Genomic DNA, 17791 nt, shown 5'->3' on the forward strand with positions numbered 1-17791 from the left:
AGCATCCGTGTGGAAATTGTGGAAATTCATGCAGGAGCAATACCTGCAGCGAGTTCGAGCTGAAATGAATAAGGTATTGGCGATCCACGCACCATGACCATCCAGATTACTACGCCGGGACGCCTCCGCTCGCTTCTTATGGACAGCCACGACCCTGTCCTTCTGCTAGGTGCGGGCGCTTCCATTACCTCAGGCGTGCCGGCTGCAGCGGAAACGGTCGAGAGGATCGCGCGCTGGGCTTGGTGCAAGGAGCACGGCCGGCATCCCGATGACATTACCATAAGGCGGTCGGACTATTGGCCCTGGCTAACCGCCCAGTCCTGGTTCCGCACCGACCAGCCGTTGGCCGACCTGTATCCCAATGCTGTTCTTCGTCTGCTTGGCGTGAAGCGGGATCGTCGTGAATTTTTTGAGCGGCTCATCAACCCGGGCGTCGCGCCGTCGCGCGGCTACAACGCACTCACACAGATCCTGCACCAGGGTTGGATATCCACCGTCCTGACGACGAACTTCGACCGCTGTCTGGAGCGGGCCGCTATCCTGAACAACAGGCCGCACCGCCTTATCAGCATCAGTACACCTGACGACTACATCAGATTCAGCTCGGCGCCCCAGGACCCCCAGCTCATCTACCTGCATGGATCAGTCCAGCACTACAGCGACAAGAACCTGACGGACGAGATCCAGTCGCTCGATGCTCCCCTGGCCGACCGTCTGAAGCCACTGCTCCGCGATCACCCCGTCATCGTCGTGGGGTACCGCGGTGCCGAACCGTCCGTGATGAACGATCTGTTCCTCGCGCAGGCTGTGTCAGGGACCGCTTACCTCCAGGGTATCTATTGGTGCGTGCGACGCGCGGAGGGGGACGCCTCTCTCTCGCCGCTGGTCAGCCAGCTCGCGCAGCTGATTGGGACGAACTTCCAGCTCGTTCCCATCTCGGGGTTCGACGACCTCTTCGAGAAGGACCTGCTGGCCAGCATGATCGCCGCCGGAGCGGCGCCAACCCGTCGGCCATCGGGTTTCACAGTCAGCGGTATGCCGGCCGACATGCGGCCGCTACAACACCTCCCGGCTTCCGGCCTCGAACGGCCTCTGCTGCAGGCGCGACTTCGGCAGTACGCGGCGCGGACGGACCTCTGGCATCCCCGCGAAGCGGACGATACATGGATTGATCAGATGACACACCGGCTGGACCTCGTTCGTCCAATCGGCGATCTGGTGGTGCCGACACTGGGAGGTTGGCTCCTGTTCTCGCGGAATCCCACCGAGCAGTACCCCCAGGCCCGGGTCGAGTTCCATGCGCGCGGGCCTGCGCGCTGGCTGTGGAGCCGCTTCGGCGAGGACGTCGAGCTCGAGCCCACTCAGCAAGACGACGAGTTTTTCGTGCGGCGGACGATCACGGGGAACCTGTGGAGCCAGCTCGATGAGCTGACCGACCTTCTCGCGCTGGTCAACTTCCAGTTCCGCCTTAAGGCCGAAGTCTCTCGCACCGTCAATGCCTACAACGCCCTTGCGGTCAAGGAGATGATCGTAAACGCGATCGTCCACCGGGACTACGAGCGCGACGAGCCCGTGGAGGTCGTTGTCGAACCGCGCGCTATCACCGTTACCAGCCCGGGCGGCTTGGTTGAGGAGATTGCCGCACAGGTCGGCGCGCGATCCCTGCAGGAGGCCATTGCCGAGCGAAGCGGACCTATCAAGGGCTACCGCAATCCGGCGATCTCGGACCTGTTCTATGGCGGCGGGCAGATGGACCGCCGCGGCTCCGGTCTATCCGATATGGTCGTGCTGACGGCGAACAACAATGCTTCGGTCTCATTCGGACCCACGGCTGGGAATCGGCAGTTCGTCGTGCGCATGGAGGCGCGCCCAGAGGCCGTGGACGAGATCACCAATACTGCTTTGCCCACGACGGAGGAGACGGTCCGCTACGCATCCAACCTCGTGCCGATCGAGGTCATGCCCGCGAGGGTCTGGCACGCCGGCACCAGCGCGAGGTCCAACCGCTCGTTTTTCCAGGCGGCGTCCGGCCTCGCCGCGCCCTCGGGGCACGTGAGCGACGGGCGCTTCTACTCCTTCTACGACCTTGAGACACTCGCCGAGGAGATGGTGACGCCATTCGATCCAGGCGACGTCGAGGCGCTGGACTTGGCGGAGCTCCTCGATCAGCCCGGCGGCGAGGCAATCGTCTTGAAGCTGCTTCACGATGCGCTATCCGAGCACTTCCGGGCGAAAGGACTGCAGGTCGAGCATGATCGGCGCCGGGCATACTTCGCCCGCGGGAACGAGCCGGAGCTGAAGCTAAGCTACCGTGGACGCTTGAGGCGCGCGACCCGCACGGTGGTGAAGGCCAGGACCAAACGGGACTCCAACGACGTCGCATACTATGAGCACGAGGCGGTCAGCTTCTCGGCCATGCGGTTCGGGACGGACTGGGCGGTTATCCTGACGCCCGGCTACGCCTTCACCCGCGACGGTGTGCGGAAGCCGATCAGCCGCGAGAGGACAAACTCGCTGTCCACGCGGAGGGCCGCACGCGATTTCAACCCGAGTGTGCTACAAGACGTTTCCTTCTGGCTCGCGGTCCTGTCCGGCGAGGCGGACGGGCTCTTTGCGCTGGAGCACAGCAAACGGAACGATCTCGCCCGCTTCGCGCAGCCCGTAGTCCTATCTCACAGGTTGCCCACCATTTCTTTGAACGTATCTTCGTTCGGCGATGCTTCGCTCAGCGAAGCGGAGATCGATGACGACCTGATGCGGCTGGACGCAGAGCTCGAGGAACTCGCGTCGCAGCCCGATGACGGCAATGGCGACGTCGGTTCTGCCCTGCCCGGTTCTGGCGAGAGGGTGGTGGAGCCTGACTATGATTGACTTGTCGATCCTCGAACTGCCACCCCCGAAGCTGCAGTTTGGTGGCGCAAGTGCCCACAGCGACCCGAAGGCCGGCCTCCTCGCGGCCGGTCCCTTCGACCTGCGCTTCGGCTCTGCCAGGAAGGACCATGTCCACATTGGCATCGTTGGGACCGACGAGCAGGTGGCAGCGGTCGCTGGCTGGCTTGAGAGATGCAGCCAGGCGATCCCCGTGCTGGGCGATCCTAGTCCGCTGAAGAGGCCATTCCCCGGGTTTGAAGATGCCTTCCATAAAAGGCTTGTCTCACCACTCGGCTCGCGAATACGCCTCTCGACGGAGAAGGAGTTTGGTCTCTCTCGAGCGCTCGACGGCGAGCCGTACGAATGCTTCCAGCGTGTCGTCGACCTGTACTCCGAAGCGCATGCACGGCTCGCATTGAGGGACCTCCACCGCCCTGACATCGTGTTGATGTGTATCCCGGATGAGGTGCTGGCGAAGGTGAGCGCCGTCGAGCGCAAAGCGACCGAGGTGGAACGTCAGGGCGCAAAAGACATCCGACGCGCGCGCGCCGGCAACCAACTAGATCTGTTCGACGTCCTCGATGAGGTGGAACAGACGCCGGAAGACTTCCTAAGACGCGACCTTCGCCTTGCTCTGAAGGCCAAGGCCCTCCGTCTACGGTTGCCGATCCAGATCGTCACGAATGCCCTAATCCACGACACGCCCCGTAACCAGGATCCAGCGACACGGGCGTGGAACTTCTCGGTCGGGCTGTACTACAAGGCAGGAGGCGTTCCCTGGCGCCTCCCCCCGCGAGGTCCGGACACGTGTTTCGTCGGGATTAGCTTCCACCATTTCCGGACCACGAAGCGGGCGATCGTGCGTTCGAGCCTCGCCCAAGCGTTCTCCAGCGATGGTGAGGGTTTCGCGATCCGGGGTGGGGGAGTCCCAGTCGAGCCAGGCCAAACACGTAACCTGCACCTCTCGCAGCAGCAGGCGTTCGATTTGGCACGGGATGTCTTGAAAGAGTACGAGCTTCGCACGGGCGGAGCGCCGCTAAGGGTAGTGCTGCACAAGACGTCGCACTTCGACGACGCCGAACTCGCAGGCTTTCAGACGGCCCTGAAGGACATCCCTGTGGTCTCGATGGTGACGTTGGTCCCCAGCCTCTTCCGCCTGCTTCGCTACGGCGCGTATCCGCCGAAGGTCGGGACCCTATGCACCGTGAATGGCGACAGGTCCTTCCTCTTCACGTCCGGCTTCATGCCCGAACTCGGGACCTATCCCGGTCCGCACGTGCCGCAGCCGTTTGAGGTGCGGTGCTGCGGATCCGAGAACGCCGTAGCAGCAGCACAAGATGTGCTCAATCTGACAAGGATGAACTGGAACACCGCCGAGATTAAGGGGAAGTGGCCTGTCTCTCTGTCGTTCGCCCGAAGGGTGGGCGGCATTCTGGATGAGTATGGCGACGACGACCTAGTCGAAACTTCCTTCCGGTACTTCGTATAACGGCAGTTCAGGTTGCTTGCAGGACATGGTGCTTGCAGTGCAAGTCGGTGCGGACTCCTGCGCGCCGTCGCCTTCGCTTCCCCGCCTTCATGCTAATACCAGCGGCCTCAAATCGTGACCGATGCCCATGATCTGGTTGCGATGGCGGCGATACGTCCTGGCTCGCCCGTAAGGGCGTTCCAGGCGTCGCAGCAAGCCTGGACGATGGCATCGTAGCTTTCCCAAACCTGGTGGCTGAGATGATTGCCGCGCAGGAACTCCCAGATATTTTCCACCGGATTGAGCTCAGGTGAGTACGGTGGCAGCGACAGGAGGGTGATGTTGTCGGGGACCCTCAGCTCGCCTCCGGTCTGATGCCAGCCTGCACCGTCGAGGAGGAGAAGAGCATGTGCGCCGGGAGCGACGTAGCGGCTGATCTCGGTGAGGTGCAGACCCATGGCTTCCGCATTGACCTCAGGCAGGACCAGGGCCGCGCCGATCTCGCGCATCGGGCAGACGGCGCCGAAGAGATAGGCCCAGGTGTGGCGCTGGTCCTTCAACGCGGGCGGGCGTGAACCTCGCTCTGCCCAGACGTAGGTCAGCGTGCCCTGCTGGCCGACCCTCGCTTCATCCTGAAACCAGACCTCGATCGGCTTGCCCTTGGCCGTCTCGGGCAGCACGGCTGCGGCGTGCTCGGCGAAGCGGTTTTAAAAAGCGCCTGCGTCTCCAGATCACTCTTTGGATGCCGCGGGCGGGTGGAGATGCGGGAGAAGTTCAGCTTGCGCAGCAGCTTGCCCACCGTGCGTTCCGCCAGGCTGACCCCGAACTTCGCGGCGATCTCCCGGCTCAGATCGATGCGCCGCCAGCGAATGACCCCATGTGCCACCAGATCAGGGCCGCGCCGAACCCACGCGGCCACCTCCGCCTCTTGCGCTGACGTCAGACACGGCGTGCGTCCGGGCGGGCGCCGATCCAACAGGCCAGCCAAGCCCTCCGCATTGTAACGGTGCACCCAATCACGCAGGGTCTGCCGGTCCATCCCGCACGCCCGTGCCGCCGCCGTCCGCGAGTGGCCCTCCTTCACCAAAGCCAGGGCGAGCATCCGGCGTGCCGCATCCGCATCTCGGCTCGCCGTCGCCGCCGCCCGCAACGCTTCCACCGTATGATCGTCGCGTGTGATCGCAACCGCCGCAGGCATCGCGTCCCCCCGAATCGGTCAGACCCTTAGGGAATCACGCCCGCAGCCGACGCCTTGATCACAGGTGAGTCAGAGCCAAGGGGCGCTGGTATAACACTAAATATAACACTGACGCTGTGCCTGCCAACCGAGGTGCGGGGGTGTCGTTGTCCCGTTTGGTGTGCGTGCAGCGGTAGTCGCCTCTGTCATAGGAACTCTTCGCCGGCGTGATCCTTGAAGAGCTCGCTATTTCGCACGTAGTCGGACAGCACCTGCACGCTCTTGTGCCGGCTAACCTCGCGCATCTTCCAGATGCTCGCCCCGGCCGCCGCCGCACTGGTCAGGAACCCGGCGCGCAGGGAGTGCGCCGCGAATTCCTCGGCCGAGTAGCCCGCCGCCGCGGCGCGCCGCTTGACGACGAGGGCGACGGATTGGTCCGTCAGCGCCGAGCGGCCTACCTTACCGTTCGCCACGCTGCGGAACACCGGGCCTTCGGTGATGCCGGCGCGCTCCAGCCAGGCGAGCAGGTGCGCTACAGGGCGCAGGCGTCGGCCGTCCGGGACGGCAATGATCGCGCCCTTGCCCTCCTGGTCGGTCTTGCCGCGCGCCACGCGCACGCGCAGGCCGTCCGGAACGCGCTCGAGGTCGGCGACAGTGAGGGCCACCAACTCGGAGCGGCGCAGCGCGCTCGCCATGCCGAAGGCGATGAGGGCGCGGTCGCGCAGGTCCGCGAGGCTGTCGCCGGTGATGGCGCGCAGCACGGCATGCACGACGTAGCTGTCGGCCGCCGCCTTGCGCGCGGGCGGCGCGACGCGGCTCCGCCGGATCCCGGCGAGGACGTCGAGCACGACGGCGCCGCCCTCGGCCTTCTGCGGCGCGACCAGGCCCGCCGCGCGGTGCCAGTGGCCGATGGCGGCGAGCTTCCTGTTCACCGTCGGCGGCGCGCAGCCGCGGTCCGCCTCGTGCGAGAGATAGACCGCCACCACCGCCGGGCTGGCGGGCAGCGCCTCGTGGCCGCGCGCGCGGCACCAGCGGGCGAAATCCGCCCAGTCGCGCGCGTACTTCCGCCGGGTGCTCTCGGCCCGCGAGGCGTCACGGTAGCGGCGCGCCGCCTCGACCTCCTTGCGCGGGAAGCCCGGGACGCCGCCGTCGCCATCCGCGGCCGGGACGAGCGCGCTCTCGTCGCCGTCAGCCACGCTTGTTTCCGGCCGCCATGGGACCCCCTTCCCAGCCTCGATTCCAGGTAGCGGGAATCGCGCTTTCCGCTACCTGAGACAGGGTAGCCGGTCATGAGTCGCCTGTGCAACGGGCGGAGATCGGGAACGGCACGAACCATCCGGCCCCGCTGCCCGGCCCGGGAGGAGCCCTCATCCTTCCGCTTCGGTGCATCTTTGCCGTGCAGCGGTGCAATCAATGCCCTATATGCATTACTGCTGCATTGCTAGCAGCCGTGCATCGGAGGTGCCCATGCCCGTTTCGTCCTCGGCCGCCGCACCCGGCGCCGTCACCATCCGCGGCCTCGCGCCCGAACTGAAGGCGCGGCTGCGCGTCCGCGCCGCCCACAACGCCCGCTCGATGGAGGCCGAGGCCCGCGCCATCCTGGAAGCGGCGCTGGCCGCGCCCGAGGAGGACCCGACCGACCTCGCCGCCTTCGCGCGGAGCCTGTTCGCCCCGCTCGGCGGGGCCGAACTGGACCTGCCGCCACGCGAGCCCGCCCGCGACCCGCCTGACCTCGGGGCGGGCCTCGCCGAGGAGGGCCAGTCCTCGGCCGGCGCCGGAACCCCACCGACAGCGCCGAGGTCGAAAGCCCAGGTGCAAAGCAGCAAGGCGACGCCGGCCTCCGGCGGGCGGCGGCGCAGCCGGTGATCGTCCTCGACACCAACGTGCTCTCGGAGCTGATCCGCCCGGAGCCGGATCCGCGGGTTTCGGCCTGGGTCGCGGCCCAGCGCCGGGCGGAGCTGTGCACCACCGCGATCAGCGAGGCGGAGCTGGCCTACGGCCTCGCCCTGCTGCCTGAGGGGCGCCGGCGCGAGGCGCTGACGCAGGCCGTTGCCCGCCTGCTCGGCGAGGGGCTTGGCGGCCGGGTGCTGCCCTTCGATCGTACCGCAGCCGTTGCCTATGGAGTCTTCGCGGCCACCCGCCGCGCTGCGGGCCGGCCGGTTGCGACCGCCGACGCCCAGATCGCCGCCATCGCCGCGGCCCGCGGCGCGGCACTGCTCGCGACGCGCGACACACGTGGGTTCGAAGGCTGCCGGACGCGCCTCGTCAGCCCGTGGGAGGCCTGATCCCGCCCACGGCGGAGATCGGCTTGGAAGCCTGACTGTCGCCAAGCAGGGGTCCGTCGGCGGCGCCGGCGCGGAGCGCGGCAAGGCGATCCCGCCAGGAAAAACCGGAGCCGCGCAGGCGCGCGTCGTCATGGCCAAGTGTCCGGCCAGGCATCTCCTCGTGCAAGAGGTTGAGGCCCTCGCGCATCAGAGGCGAGCGGCTGCGCCCGGCCGCCCAGCTGGACGCTTGGCTGGCGACCGCGGGGATCACCGAGGGCCCGCTGTTCCGCTCGGTCACGCGCGCTGGCCGCGTGCTGGGGCGCGCGCCCTGCGACCGCGAGGTGGCGCACCTTGTCTCGCGCGCCGCCGCGGCGCGCGCGGGGGCGACGGTCTTCCGCATCCAAGGCGTGTCGCGCCACAGGTCGCTGCAGGTCCTCGCCGGCTACGTTCGCGAGGAGCAGGCGTTCCGCGACTACACCGGGGAGAAGTTTCTGTAAGCCGCTTCACTCCGTCCGACAATCTGTCGCCATCGGGCAGCACAACCTCACTCTGCGGCGTCGGTCGCCTCGAGCTCATCGTCGATTGCAGCCTGCCTTCCATCCGAACCAGGCTGCCTCGCGCCCTGCCCCACCCGTTTCACAATCCAAGACGTCGTTTGATAGAACGTGAAAATGGCAGACAGAAGACTATCCTCTGGGCAGGAGTTCGGATGGTCCGATCACTCCCTGTCGCGGTTGGTTTCTTCTAAGGATGGTGATCCTGATCCGACACCGTGAAGTGGAAAGAACCCAAAGCGGCCGCTGTGGGGATTCCGGCTGAAAAATTCGACTTGAGGCCTGCCAAGCACGGCGGGCGGTGGGGTCGTATTTTCTATGATGATCACTTGGCGGTCGGTTGGCAGCGCTTCCAGGTAAGCATAGAATTGCTCGTTTAAATCGGTCCCGCGCAAGTCGTCTTCAGCCCCTTCCGGCGCTTGATCCTCAGATCCTTCCGGCGGCCGATAAGCGAGCAAGGGAGAATCCAGGACCACAAAGCCCGGATGAGGCGTTCCCTTCGCTCGGCAGTAGTCCAGCAGCCCAAGCGTGAAAGCGGCATGAGTGATGGCACGCAATCCCTTTCCGCGCGCCGTGCGAAGCTTGCCGGATATGACGATGTCCCTGCTCTTCGTATCGAAGAAGACTCTATCAGCTTCGGGGAAATGCCAGGCCTGCAGGATCTTCTCGATACGCGCGGCAAATTCGTCGGCGGCCGCGGTCGGCAGGTCGCCATCGGAAACTGATGCCGCCTTCGCCTCGGGCTCATTGTCGATCATCTCGCGGCGGCGCTCGATGTCCTGCAGGCTCCGCCATATGGCCAATGCCTCCCGGACCTCGCCCCTCTTATCGGCCAACTCGGCGTAGGAAGCGCGCAATTTTGTCAGCCGTGGTGATATCAGGCGGTCAACCTGCTCCGAGATACGGCCCAGCTCCTCTTGCAGGCGCGGCAAGCGCCGATCGAACGCCACGGCTTCGCGGTTGAGCACGGCAACGGTTTCGTCCAGCTCACGCCGCAGCAGGTCGACTTTTGCGATCTCGCTGCGCGCGGCCGCAATGACGCCGCTTACGTCGCCACTGCACTCTGCATCCCGATGACGATGCATTGGATCCGCCCCGCATAGAGGACAGGGTGCCTGGCCGAGGACGACGAACATCGTCCCAGCCTCCTCGATCCCGCGCAGCCGGGCGATATCGGACTCGTAGTGCTGGGCAAGGAGGGCGAATCTCTGCTTAAGACCGTCGATCTCTACCCGGCGGTCGTTCCCCTCCTCCAGCTTGCTCCTCAGTTCCCGGCGGCGATTCGCCAACTCTCGATATTGGCTCTCTGTGGTCGTCAGCTGCTCGGTGTGCTGCTTCAGCGCATCCTCCAGGCGGGACAGCTGGCTGTCGAGTTCCTTCGGCTCCTTGGTGAGCTCCTTCAGCCGATCGCGATATTCCTCTGCCAATTGGTCGAGCAGTTCCAGCTGTGCCTCGCGCGATTGGTCCTCGGGCGTAGCCGGTTTGCTTTCCGACAGGGCGCTGTCGTCGGTACCGGTGAGCAGTAGCTTGAATGTGGCGTAGTTCGGCGTATCCGCTGTAGGGTTACCATCTTTCAGAGGCGAGCGCTGTGACGTGATCTCCGTCTCGGTGACGATCATCAGCCGCGCGAGGTTTCGGAAGCTGAGACTGTTCGTTGCTCCACGATTGTTCCTGCGGACACGCATGCCCGCAAGCCCGCATTGCTCAAGCAGGAACATCGATAGATTGTCACGGTTCTTGTCACTATGCTGGTCTGATAGCTCCCGGGTGGCCTTGTTGTCGGTAGGCGGCTTGGTATGCAGCCCATCGAATACGCGAAAGCGTCCGCCGTCGGCACTGCGTTGCAGGGTAAATTCTGTGCCGTCGATGGTCTCGATCCCAAGCAGCACCCGGTCATAGCCAATGCGCTCCGGTATGTCTCGAAGCGGTAGCTTGCCCCCGAGCATGAAGTCGATGGCTTCGGCGATGAAGGATTTGCCGGTATCGGAAGCGCCATAGATCACGTTCAGGCCGGGGCCGAACTTCGCGGCTGCGGGCTCCTTCACGGGGCCGAGGAAAATGAGGTGCCGAAGTCGGAATCCCGGCGAAGTCATGCCTCGACCCCCAGGCTGCGCTCAACCTGCTGAAATTCCTCAACCCACTGATCGAAGAAACGGCGCATCAGGGCCCGAAACTCCGCATCGGGTAGATGGCCAACCCGATCGACAAGCCATGCGGCGCGCTCTTTAAGGGCCTTCATGTAATCGGACTGCAGGGCGTTCAGGAACACGGCTGCGCTTTCGCCGGCACTATAGCGAATGCCGTCCGGCGTCGCATCCCGGCTGACCAGGTCACGTGTCATCATCAGCAGGAGGGCCTGCTCGACGAGCTTGCGACGGATAAGGAACTCAGCCGACTTCATGGGTGTCGGCGGATGCAGGCTGGTCGGGCCGCCAATGTCACCCGTATGCACCAGGAGATAGTCGAGCGTGACCAGCCTCTGCAGGTCAAAGGAGGCAGGGTGAGCGGCGCCGAGAACGGCAACCGCGCGCACGCCAGCCTCAAGTGGACCGTTGAATGTCGCGGGCCTGGGCGCGGGAGTTATGACGTCCATTGGAACCGCGGCTTTCTGTCGTCTGTTTCATTGGCGAGCTGGTGACATATTCCATCCATATCCTGCCGCCTGGTCCGCGTGATCAGCGCATTGGACGTGATCGGTAATTCACGAGCAGCCTTGGTGACAGCACAGACGCGGGCGTAGCCGTCCGGATGCGGGGCGTCGTGCGTGTCAATGACCCCCATAAACACCTCCTCCTGCAGCGATTCGAACGTGCCCGGAGCCGCTTCACGCGCGAAGACGCGCAGGGATTCGGCATAGTAAAAGGCGGTGCGCTGTCGGTCGAAGTGCTCCTTCAGCTTCGGCCAAGGCTTAAGGCAATCGACTGATGTCACGGAAGTCTTCTTGTGGTCCGCGTAGGCCAAGTAGAGCTGCTCGATGTAGCGGCTCTCCTTGGGCGCAATCTCTTCAGGCGGCGCTCCAGGCTCCGGGCGCTCGGGCAATCCGCCGCCGAACCGGGCCGTGTGATAGGGACAGGTCTTCTTGTGCAACTCGACCACCTCGAGCGCGGTTTTCATGCCGAAGATCGTAAAGTCAAACTGCTCCACATAGGCCTTGAAGGCGCCTTCTAGAGGAATCTCCTGGGTGCTGGTGATCTCCTTGCGGCAGTTTTTGTCCCAGTTCTGGACTAGCTGCCGCTTCATCTTCTCGGCATCGGCCAAATAGCCGGCGAGAGTGGTTCCGACCTCGCGTGGTGCGACGAAATAGTAGCGTCGTGGCGCCTTAAACTCGCCGTTGAAGGAATACCAGAGCATCTTCCCGAGCTCAGGGTATGCATCGGTCGGGCGAAGAGGATGGCCGTAATGCTTGCATTGGTAATTGTCCCAGACGCCCTGGAGCATCTGGCTATCGACGAAGCCGGCAACATCAATGCCACGGTCGCCGGCGCCCGTTAGACGCTGCACCTGGTGGTACAGTGTCTTCAGCCCGAAATGCGCGTATTCATGGATGAACGCTTCCCACTCTGTCTCGGAGTAGAGGAGAATGCGCTGATGCGCCGCAATTTGTGGCCCCTGCAATGCAGCGTCCACGGTCAGAACGGAGGACGACAGGGATGGGGCGGAAATGTCGGAAAGCGTCAACTTCATCGCGCGTGCGTCCGGGCTGCCTCGGCGACGTGACCTGCAAGCGCGGTGACGAAGGTCGTCAGATCGGTCATGCCGGAAAGAGTGAAATACTCGTCGGTCGCGGCTGCGGTCCTTGGCGAGGCCAATAGGCACGCTGTAGTGTAAAGCTGTTCCTGCACCAACCGCGGGCAAAGAAGGTCATAGTGCATCAGGTAGGATGCACCCAGAAATTCTGGGAACACGGGGAAGTGCGGCGAGTTGTCGCGCACCAGGCGGCGGGACTCCGGCGCATCCCGACGTGTGAAGACTGCGCCGCGCTCCTCGATCCCAGCCTCGGCAGCAAGCGCTACGGCACTCGCGAGCGGGCAGAGCGTCGGCAGAGAAGGTTGCAGGACGGGGCGCGGGCTGTGAGCGGTCATGCTGCCGGCCTCACAGCAACCGGGGTTGCTGCTGTGCCCGTACTGTCGCCACGGACTGGACACGGATCGAACCTTCGCGCTTGCGGGCCCGCGCGAGATCATAGGCCGTCTGGAGCTGCAGCCACATTTCCGGCGTGCTGTCAAAGGCTTTGCTCAACCGGATTGCCATCTCGGCGGAGATGCCGGCCTTGCCGTTGACCAGGTTGTTGAGGGCTTGGCGGCAGACGCCCAGCACCTTCGCTCCCTCGGTGACGGTCAGGCCTAGCGGCTCCAGACAATCGCGGCGCACGGCATGGCCAGGATGAGGCACTTCGAGGGTGGACATGGCATTGACCAAGGGCGGATGGCTCGAGGGGAAATGATATGTGACAATCGCCACTTGTCACACCCCTCGTCGAGCTACATTCTTTAGATAGCGGATTGCGGTTCCGGAGGGGCCGTCAGGAGGGCGGGGCCTTCGGATGCCGATAAAGGCGGTCTCCGACCAGGTCGCCGCTACCCCAGTTGTAGAACGCATCCAGGTTTTTCGCGAGGGGATGCCGGAGGACGGCCTCGGGTCGGTTCAAATCGCCGTACAGCTCACTCGGCGGCCGGTGTTTGAATAGATGATTCAGGCTGTTCGCCAGGACGTCGGCCGCGAGCACCAAGCCGTCGCCCGCGCTGACCGGGTTGAAGACCAGTTCGCGTACCACGCTCTTGATCGCCAGCTCCGGGGAATAATTGACCTGGATGCTTACCTGGCCGCGGACAATGCTGCGGGTGACAGTGTCAAAGCCGGTCGATCGACTCACCAGTGGCTTGGTGCTGAGAAGCCGAATGGCGGCATTTTCAAATTCCTTGAGGATCGGGGCGTCGACCTGATCGGAGCGGATCTCGATGCAGACATCGGCCTTACCGCGCTCTTCCAGAAACGCGACCAAGTGGCTATAGAGCCCTGTGAACAGCGCTTGATGCATGGATGCCGGATTGGAACGCGAACTTCCTCTTTTTACCGTTGATGAGGCGGTCGCCTTGCGCGCTTCGTCAAGGAGCTGCTGTTCCTCCTTGTATTGGCGGCGAAAGCCGGCGACGTGGATCGCATACCAGAAGCAGGGCAGGCCGCTATCCTGAATGGCGGCGTAGGTGTCTCGCCTCAGAGCGTCCTTCTGGGCGTCGGGAAGATCGGCAATATGCAGCTTGCCGCTTGAAGGCGTGTACTTCGTTATGAGCTTCTGAAAGGGGGGTAGCTTCTCCGGGACACAATCTTCCGGTATGAGAATGCCGGCAAACACGCCAACTTCGCCCGTATATTGCTCATCCTGGTTAGCGTATCCCTTGGCTCCGGATTCGTCGCAGGCGAAAATAACCCGGGTAGGTCCGGTCATGAGCGGGCAAGCCTCTCGATGCGATATGTGCTCTTAGCGCGCGAGACATAGCGCGCAGGGGCGCGCGGTCATTATTTCCACTACCTGAGCCAGGGTAGCCGCTCCCGTGTGGCTTGTGCAGTGGTTGGCCGATTGGTTGCGTGCCGTTACGGCCCGACGTTGCGCCCGAGTGTCTCCTCGCGTGAGAGGTTGAGGTCCGCACCCACCAGGGGTGAGAGGCGCAACGCGGTGAGGATGCCGCCTACACGCGGCGGCTGTTCCTCGCCGACGCGTTGCCGAGCTTCTCGCTCTGCGCGGGCCTGGATGGCCGCGATCTCGTCTTCGGTCATGCGAGCCCCCGTTCCCTTCCCCAATCCGCGAGCGGGACAAGCATCGCCCGTAGCACCGGGTCCGGGTGGCGTTGCATGTCGGCCACGAAGGGTCCGTCCGCAGCCACGACGCCCCGGGCTCCCATGGCGACGGCGAAGGCCACGTACAGGGTATCGTAGGTCGAGTGGTTGACGGCCAGGCCGATGTCGAGCGCCACGTCGTGCAGGTCGAGGTCGCCGGTCGGCGTCGGGGGCACCTGAGCGTGCAGGAGTTCGAGCGCCTCTCGCGCCTCATCCGGCGTCCACTTGCCCTTGCGGGCCTGCAACCAGCAGACGTTGCAGGCCTCGTTGAGCCAGAAGTCCGGCACCAGCAGCTCCTCTTCACCCTCCGCGAGCGCCTGGGCGAGGTGGCTGTCCGGCTCCTCGAGCACCCACTTCAGGGCGACAGAGGCGTCGACGACCAGCGCCACCCGTCAGGCGTTCGAGGTGCCGGTGAGGTCCCCTGCCCTGCCCTCCCGGCCTTCCCGGAGGAGCTCGGCCGCCGAGGCCGACCCGCGCCCCGCCGTGCGGCGCCGGAACTCGGCGAGGTGCGCCGCAGCGGCGGCCCGCGGCAAGGGCTGACGGCCGCCGGTCAGCACCTGGCGCAGGATCTCCCGGTGCTCCGCCTCGGCGCTGCGCCCGTGCTCGGCGGCCCGGATACGGAGCGCCCGGACGAGATCGTCATCGAGGTTGCGGACGGTCAGGGTTGCCACGAGTGCCCTCCTGCTGCGGATGCCATCATTGCTGACATATAGACAGCAGTGATGGCATCCGAAAGCCCCACCTTGCCCTGTCGGCCGGCAGTGCCCGTTGCGATGGAGGGTCGGGCAACCCGGCCCGGTCAAGCCGGGTGCACAGGGTCAGCGGGCGCCTGCCGCGCTGAGGACCGGAGCCGGCGCGGCGCCTTCACCACGGCCGAGAGCGGGAGCTGCAGCGCGGGGGCGCTGTTCCGTTGGGCCTGTGGCGCCGGCTCGTCGGCGAGAGCCGGGACGGGCCAGAAGCATTCGACGTGGCCCTCCTCGCCGCGCAGCGCCAGGAACACCACGCGCGTCACCTCGCCTGCCTCGTCCGTCTCCACCGCGAGGCGGAACATCAGCCCGTCCGCTTGGTCCGCGTCGCCGAGCGCGAGGGCGAGCTGCTGCGCCTCGCTCTCCTGCCGGCGCAGCGTGCGCTTCGTCGGCTCCGCCGCGTCGCCGCGGTAGAAGCGCACCGGCACGCCCTCGATCAGGAAGACGAAGTGGTGCGTCTCGTCGAGCACCCCGAGCCAGGCGTAGCGCCCCGCCTCGGCCGCCCGCCGCAGGCGGTTGCGGCTGAAGGAGTAGGCGCGGCAGCCGATGCTCCAGGCGTCGTCGCCGGCCCAGGGGTCGGCCTGGCGAGCGCGTCGGCCCGCCCGCGCGCCAGCAGCCGCGCGCAGATGGCCAGGCGCTCCTCGGTGAGCGCCGGATGCAGGTCCCAGGGGCGGCGCGCCGCGGGCGCCGCGTCGGCCTCGTTGGTCATGCGCACAGGATAGCGCAGGCCCCGCGCGCCGACCCAGGCCTTTGCACGCGCGGGGCGGGCGGCGCCTCCGGTCCGCCGAGCCCTTCCGCAGTCGGCTGGGCCGCGCGCCACCGGCGCCATTGACGCCAGGCGCGACAAATCGCGAGTGCGGCGGAACGTTTAGCGAACATAGGCGATTCGGCAGCATGCACGTCCACCCCGTCCCCCTCGATCCGGCCTCGCTCCCCCTCCCCCTCCTCGGCCGCCGCGTGGCGGCCGGCTTTCCGTCACCGGCTGACGACTACCTGGAGGGCGAGATCGACCTCGGCCGCTACCTGATCGAGCGTCCGGCGGCGACCTTCCTCATGCGGGTCGCGGGCGAGAGCATGGTCGGCGCCGGTATCCTCGACGGCGACCTCGTGGTGGTGGACCGCAGCCTGGAACCGCGGCCCGGCCACGTCGTCGTTGCGGTCTGCCACGGCGAGATGACCATCAAACGGCTGCGGGTGCTGCGCGACGGCCGCGCCGTGCTGCTGGCCGAGAACCCGGCCTTCCCGGAATTCGTCATCGGCGAGGAGATGCCAGCCGAAATCTGGGGCGTCGTGGTCGGCGTGGTGCGCAAGACGGCCTGACGCGCATGGCCGAGGCACCCCGCGCCGCCCTGGCCCTGATCGACTGCAACAACTTCTACGTCTCCTGCGAGCGGGTGTTCGACCCCCGCCTGCGGGGCGTGCCGGTCGGCGTGCTCTCCAACAACGACGGCTGCTTCATCGCCCGCAGCGAGGAGCTGAAGGCGCTCGGGGTGCGCATGGGCACCCCCGCCTTCCAGATCCGCGACCTGATCCGGCGCCACCGCGTGCGCGTGCTCAGCTCCAACTACGCCCTCTACGGCAGCATGTCGGCGCGGGTGAACGCGGTGCTCGTGGGCTTCGCGCCGGCGGAGGCCTACAGCATCGACGAGACCTTCCTCGACCTGGCGGGCATCGCCGGGCGCGACCTGCGGCCGCTCTGCCAGGACCTGCGCGCGACGGTGCTGCGCTGGACGGGCATCCCGACCTGCGTGGGCGTGGGCCCGAGCAAGACGCTCGCCAAGCTCGCCAACGCTGCCGCCAAGGCGGACCCGGCCCTCGGCGGCGTGTGCGACCTGACGGAGCCGCAGGCGCGCGCGGCGGTGCTCGCCGCCTTCCCCGTCGCGGAGGTCTGGGGCGTCGGCCCGGCCACCGCGGCGAAGCTGGCGGCGCTCGGCATCACCACCGCCGCCGGGCTGCGCGACCTCGACCCGAAGCAGGCGCGGGCGCTCGGCACGGTGGCGCTGGAGCGCTTGGTGTGGGAGCTGCGCGGCCTCGCCTGCCTCGACCTCGAACTGGTCGCGCCGCCGCGGAAGGGCCTCGCGGTCACGCGAAGCTTCGGGCGGCCGGTCACGACGCTGGCGGAGGCGCTGGAGGCGGTCGCCGCCCACGCCACCCGGGCGGCGGAGAAGCTGCGCGCGCACGGGCTGGTGGCAGGGCGGCTCTCCGCCTTCGCTCACACCGCGCCGCACCACCCGGGGCCGCAGCATCACGCGGCGCGGGCGACGGCGCTCGTGCCGATGACCGCCGACACCCGCGACCTGGTGGCCGCCGCCGGCCGCTGCCTTGCGGCGGCGTGGCGCGACGGCTTCGCCTACGCCAAGGCCGGGGTGGTGCTGGAGGACCTCTGCCCGCCCGAGGCGGCGCCGCGCACGCTGTTCGACGCGCCGCGCCCCGGGTCGGAGCGCCTCATGGCGGCGGTGGACCGGCTCAACGCGCGCTTCGGCCGCGGCACCGTGTTCCCGGCCGCGGCGGGGACCGAGCGCGCCTGGGCTCAGCGGGCCGCCCACCGCTCGCCGCGCTACACCACCCGCCTCGACGAGCTGCCAGTCGCGCGGGCGTAGCGGCCGAGGTCGCCGTCGCGGGCGGCATGCCTAGTGTCCTCATAAACTTCGAAGGTTCACAGCCTATAACCTGTAAACCTCTGTTGTACTGTCCCGGGCGTCTCCCCCGCGGGGCGGGGGCCGGGCTGTCGGGCGCGGCCCCGAGCCCCCCGGGTCTCGGCCCTCTCGGGCGTCCATCCCTGACGCGGCACTTTGGCCGCGGACGCGGCCCGCGTGGGGCACCCGAGGGCGCCGCCCTCCGGTTCCCCGCCGTGCCCGCCGCCTACGGCACGGCAG

Annotated in this window: 19 protein-coding genes; 7 read left to right on the forward strand and 12 right to left on the reverse strand. The window is 66.4% G+C overall.

Annotated elements, in window-relative coordinates:
- Window positions 1-93 precede the first annotated feature (93 nt).
- Both HJG45_RS26495 and HJG45_RS26500 read left to right on the forward strand, forming a co-directional pair.
- On the forward strand, window positions 94-2871 hold the full coding sequence (locus HJG45_RS26495) for an SIR2 family protein (protein WP_174890578.1): 2778 nt from the start codon (window positions 94-96) through the stop codon (window positions 2869-2871).
- A complete protein-coding gene (locus tag HJG45_RS26500) occupies window positions 2864-4360 on the forward strand; it encodes a hypothetical protein (protein WP_171616777.1) in 1497 nt (498 codons plus the stop codon). The genes HJG45_RS26495 and HJG45_RS26500 overlap by 8 nt, the downstream gene beginning before the upstream one ends.
- Before the next feature lie 107 nt (window positions 4361-4467).
- Here the strand turns inward: HJG45_RS26500 and HJG45_RS26505 are convergent.
- A protein-coding gene (locus HJG45_RS26505; RefSeq protein ID WP_217363047.1) for an IS630 family transposase occupies window positions 4468-5537 on the reverse strand; the annotation gives its coding sequence in 2 pieces (ribosomal slippage) (window positions 4468-5045 and window positions 5045-5537; 1071 coding nt in all).
- A gap of 185 nt (window positions 5538-5722) precedes the next feature.
- A complete protein-coding gene (locus HJG45_RS29570) occupies window positions 5723-6712 on the reverse strand; it encodes a site-specific integrase (RefSeq protein ID WP_171616779.1) in 990 nt (329 codons plus the stop codon).
- A 271-nt stretch (window positions 6713-6983) separates the two neighbouring features.
- Between HJG45_RS29570 and HJG45_RS26515 the strand changes: the two genes are divergently transcribed.
- From HJG45_RS26515 to HJG45_RS26525, 3 genes are all read left to right on the forward strand, one after another.
- A complete protein-coding gene (locus HJG45_RS26515) occupies window positions 6984-7382 on the forward strand; it encodes a FitA-like ribbon-helix-helix domain-containing protein (RefSeq protein ID WP_217363048.1) in 399 nt (132 codons plus the stop codon).
- Window positions 7379-7801 carry a PIN domain-containing protein gene (locus HJG45_RS26520; RefSeq protein WP_171616781.1) on the forward strand — a complete coding sequence of 141 codons (423 nt, stop codon included), beginning with the start codon at window positions 7379-7381 and terminating at the stop codon, window positions 7799-7801. Before HJG45_RS26515 ends, HJG45_RS26520 begins: the two co-directional genes overlap by 4 nt.
- A gap of 170 nt (window positions 7802-7971) precedes the next feature.
- Window positions 7972-8277 (forward strand): hypothetical protein, encoded by a 306-nt coding sequence (locus tag HJG45_RS26525; RefSeq protein ID WP_171616782.1) that lies wholly within the window; start codon window positions 7972-7974, stop codon window positions 8275-8277.
- Between the two features lie 221 nt (window positions 8278-8498).
- On the opposite strand, the gene HJG45_RS26530 is transcribed toward HJG45_RS26525, so the two are convergent.
- From HJG45_RS26530 to HJG45_RS26575, 10 genes are all read right to left on the reverse strand, one after another.
- Entirely contained in the window at window positions 8499-10427 is a 1929-nt protein-coding gene (locus tag HJG45_RS26530; RefSeq protein WP_171616784.1) for an AAA family ATPase, read from the reverse strand.
- Window positions 10424-10927: an ABC-three component system middle component 2 gene (locus HJG45_RS26535; RefSeq protein WP_171616786.1), complete on the reverse strand. Its 504-nt coding sequence runs from the start codon at window positions 10925-10927 to the stop codon at window positions 10424-10426. Before HJG45_RS26535 ends, HJG45_RS26530 begins: the two co-directional genes overlap by 4 nt.
- Window positions 10915-12018, reverse strand: coding sequence for an ABC-three component system protein (locus tag HJG45_RS26540; protein WP_217363049.1), 1104 nt, complete (start codon window positions 12016-12018; stop codon window positions 10915-10917). The genes HJG45_RS26535 and HJG45_RS26540 overlap by 13 nt, the downstream gene beginning before the upstream one ends.
- Entirely contained in the window at window positions 12015-12416 is a 402-nt protein-coding gene (locus HJG45_RS29035; protein WP_302479817.1) for a PaeR7I family type II restriction endonuclease, read from the reverse strand. Before HJG45_RS29035 ends, HJG45_RS26540 begins: the two co-directional genes overlap by 4 nt.
- 10 nt (window positions 12417-12426) lie before the next feature.
- On the reverse strand, window positions 12427-12741 hold the full coding sequence (locus HJG45_RS26550) for a HigA family addiction module antitoxin (protein WP_171616790.1): 315 nt from the start codon (window positions 12739-12741) through the stop codon (window positions 12427-12429).
- A 115-nt stretch (window positions 12742-12856) separates the two neighbouring features.
- Window positions 12857-13780 carry a hypothetical protein gene (locus HJG45_RS26555; protein ID WP_171616792.1) on the reverse strand — a complete coding sequence of 308 codons (924 nt, stop codon included), beginning with the start codon at window positions 13778-13780 and terminating at the stop codon, window positions 12857-12859.
- Window positions 13781-13926: 146 nt separating this feature from the next.
- Window positions 13927-14109, reverse strand: a complete 183-nt coding sequence (locus tag HJG45_RS26560) for a hypothetical protein (RefSeq protein WP_171616794.1) — start codon at window positions 14107-14109, stop codon at window positions 13927-13929.
- Window positions 14106-14558 (reverse strand): type II toxin-antitoxin system VapC family toxin, encoded by a 453-nt coding sequence (locus HJG45_RS26565; protein ID WP_171616796.1) that lies wholly within the window; start codon window positions 14556-14558, stop codon window positions 14106-14108. Before HJG45_RS26565 ends, HJG45_RS26560 begins: the two co-directional genes overlap by 4 nt.
- Before the next feature lie 3 nt (window positions 14559-14561).
- Window positions 14562-14840 carry a FitA-like ribbon-helix-helix domain-containing protein gene (locus HJG45_RS26570; protein ID WP_171616706.1) on the reverse strand — a complete coding sequence of 93 codons (279 nt, stop codon included), beginning with the start codon at window positions 14838-14840 and terminating at the stop codon, window positions 14562-14564.
- Window positions 14841-14968: 128 nt separating this feature from the next.
- Window positions 14969-15385 (reverse strand): hypothetical protein, encoded by a 417-nt coding sequence (locus tag HJG45_RS26575; protein WP_171616798.1) that lies wholly within the window; start codon window positions 15383-15385, stop codon window positions 14969-14971.
- Between the two features lie 424 nt (window positions 15386-15809).
- Between HJG45_RS26575 and HJG45_RS26580 the strand changes: the two genes are divergently transcribed.
- Window positions 15810-16235 carry a LexA family transcriptional regulator gene (locus tag HJG45_RS26580; protein ID WP_171616800.1) on the forward strand — a complete coding sequence of 142 codons (426 nt, stop codon included), beginning with the start codon at window positions 15810-15812 and terminating at the stop codon, window positions 16233-16235.
- 5 nt (window positions 16236-16240) lie between these two features.
- Entirely contained in the window at window positions 16241-17515 is a 1275-nt protein-coding gene (locus HJG45_RS26585) for a Y-family DNA polymerase (protein WP_171616802.1), read from the forward strand.
- The last annotated feature ends 276 nt before the right edge of the window (window positions 17516-17791 follow it).

Source organism: Roseicella sp. DB1501 (genome assembly GCF_013112485.1).
In the GTDB taxonomy this organism is placed as follows: Bacteria; Pseudomonadota; Alphaproteobacteria; order Acetobacterales; family Acetobacteraceae; genus Paracraurococcus.

Coding starts and splice junctions, on each gene's coding strand:
- HJG45_RS29035 (WP_302479817.1), bottom strand. CDS start 12,416: ATGACCGCTCACAGCCCGCGCCCCGTCCTGCAACCTTCTCTGCCGACG.
- HJG45_RS26580 (WP_171616800.1), top strand. CDS start 15,810: ATGCACGTCCACCCCGTCCCCCTCGATCCGGCCTCGCTCCCCCTCCCC.
- HJG45_RS26585 (WP_171616802.1), top strand. CDS start 16,241: ATGGCCGAGGCACCCCGCGCCGCCCTGGCCCTGATCGACTGCAACAAC.
- HJG45_RS26500 (WP_171616777.1), top strand. CDS start 2,864: ATGATTGACTTGTCGATCCTCGAACTGCCACCCCCGAAGCTGCAGTTT.
- HJG45_RS26560 (WP_171616794.1), bottom strand. CDS start 14,109: ATGACCGAAGACGAGATCGCGGCCATCCAGGCCCGCGCAGAGCGAGAA.
- HJG45_RS26495 (WP_174890578.1), top strand. CDS start 94: ATGACCATCCAGATTACTACGCCGGGACGCCTCCGCTCGCTTCTTATG.
- HJG45_RS26530 (WP_171616784.1), bottom strand. CDS start 10,427: ATGACTTCGCCGGGATTCCGACTTCGGCACCTCATTTTCCTCGGCCCC.
- HJG45_RS26555 (WP_171616792.1), bottom strand. CDS start 13,780: ATGACCGGACCTACCCGGGTTATTTTCGCCTGCGACGAATCCGGAGCC.
- HJG45_RS26550 (WP_171616790.1), bottom strand. CDS start 12,741: ATGTCCACCCTCGAAGTGCCTCATCCTGGCCATGCCGTGCGCCGCGAT.
- HJG45_RS26515 (WP_217363048.1), top strand. CDS start 6,984: ATGCCCGTTTCGTCCTCGGCCGCCGCACCCGGCGCCGTCACCATCCGC.
- HJG45_RS26535 (WP_171616786.1), bottom strand. CDS start 10,927: ATGGACGTCATAACTCCCGCGCCCAGGCCCGCGACATTCAACGGTCCA.
- HJG45_RS26540 (WP_217363049.1), bottom strand. CDS start 12,018: ATGAAGTTGACGCTTTCCGACATTTCCGCCCCATCCCTGTCGTCCTCC.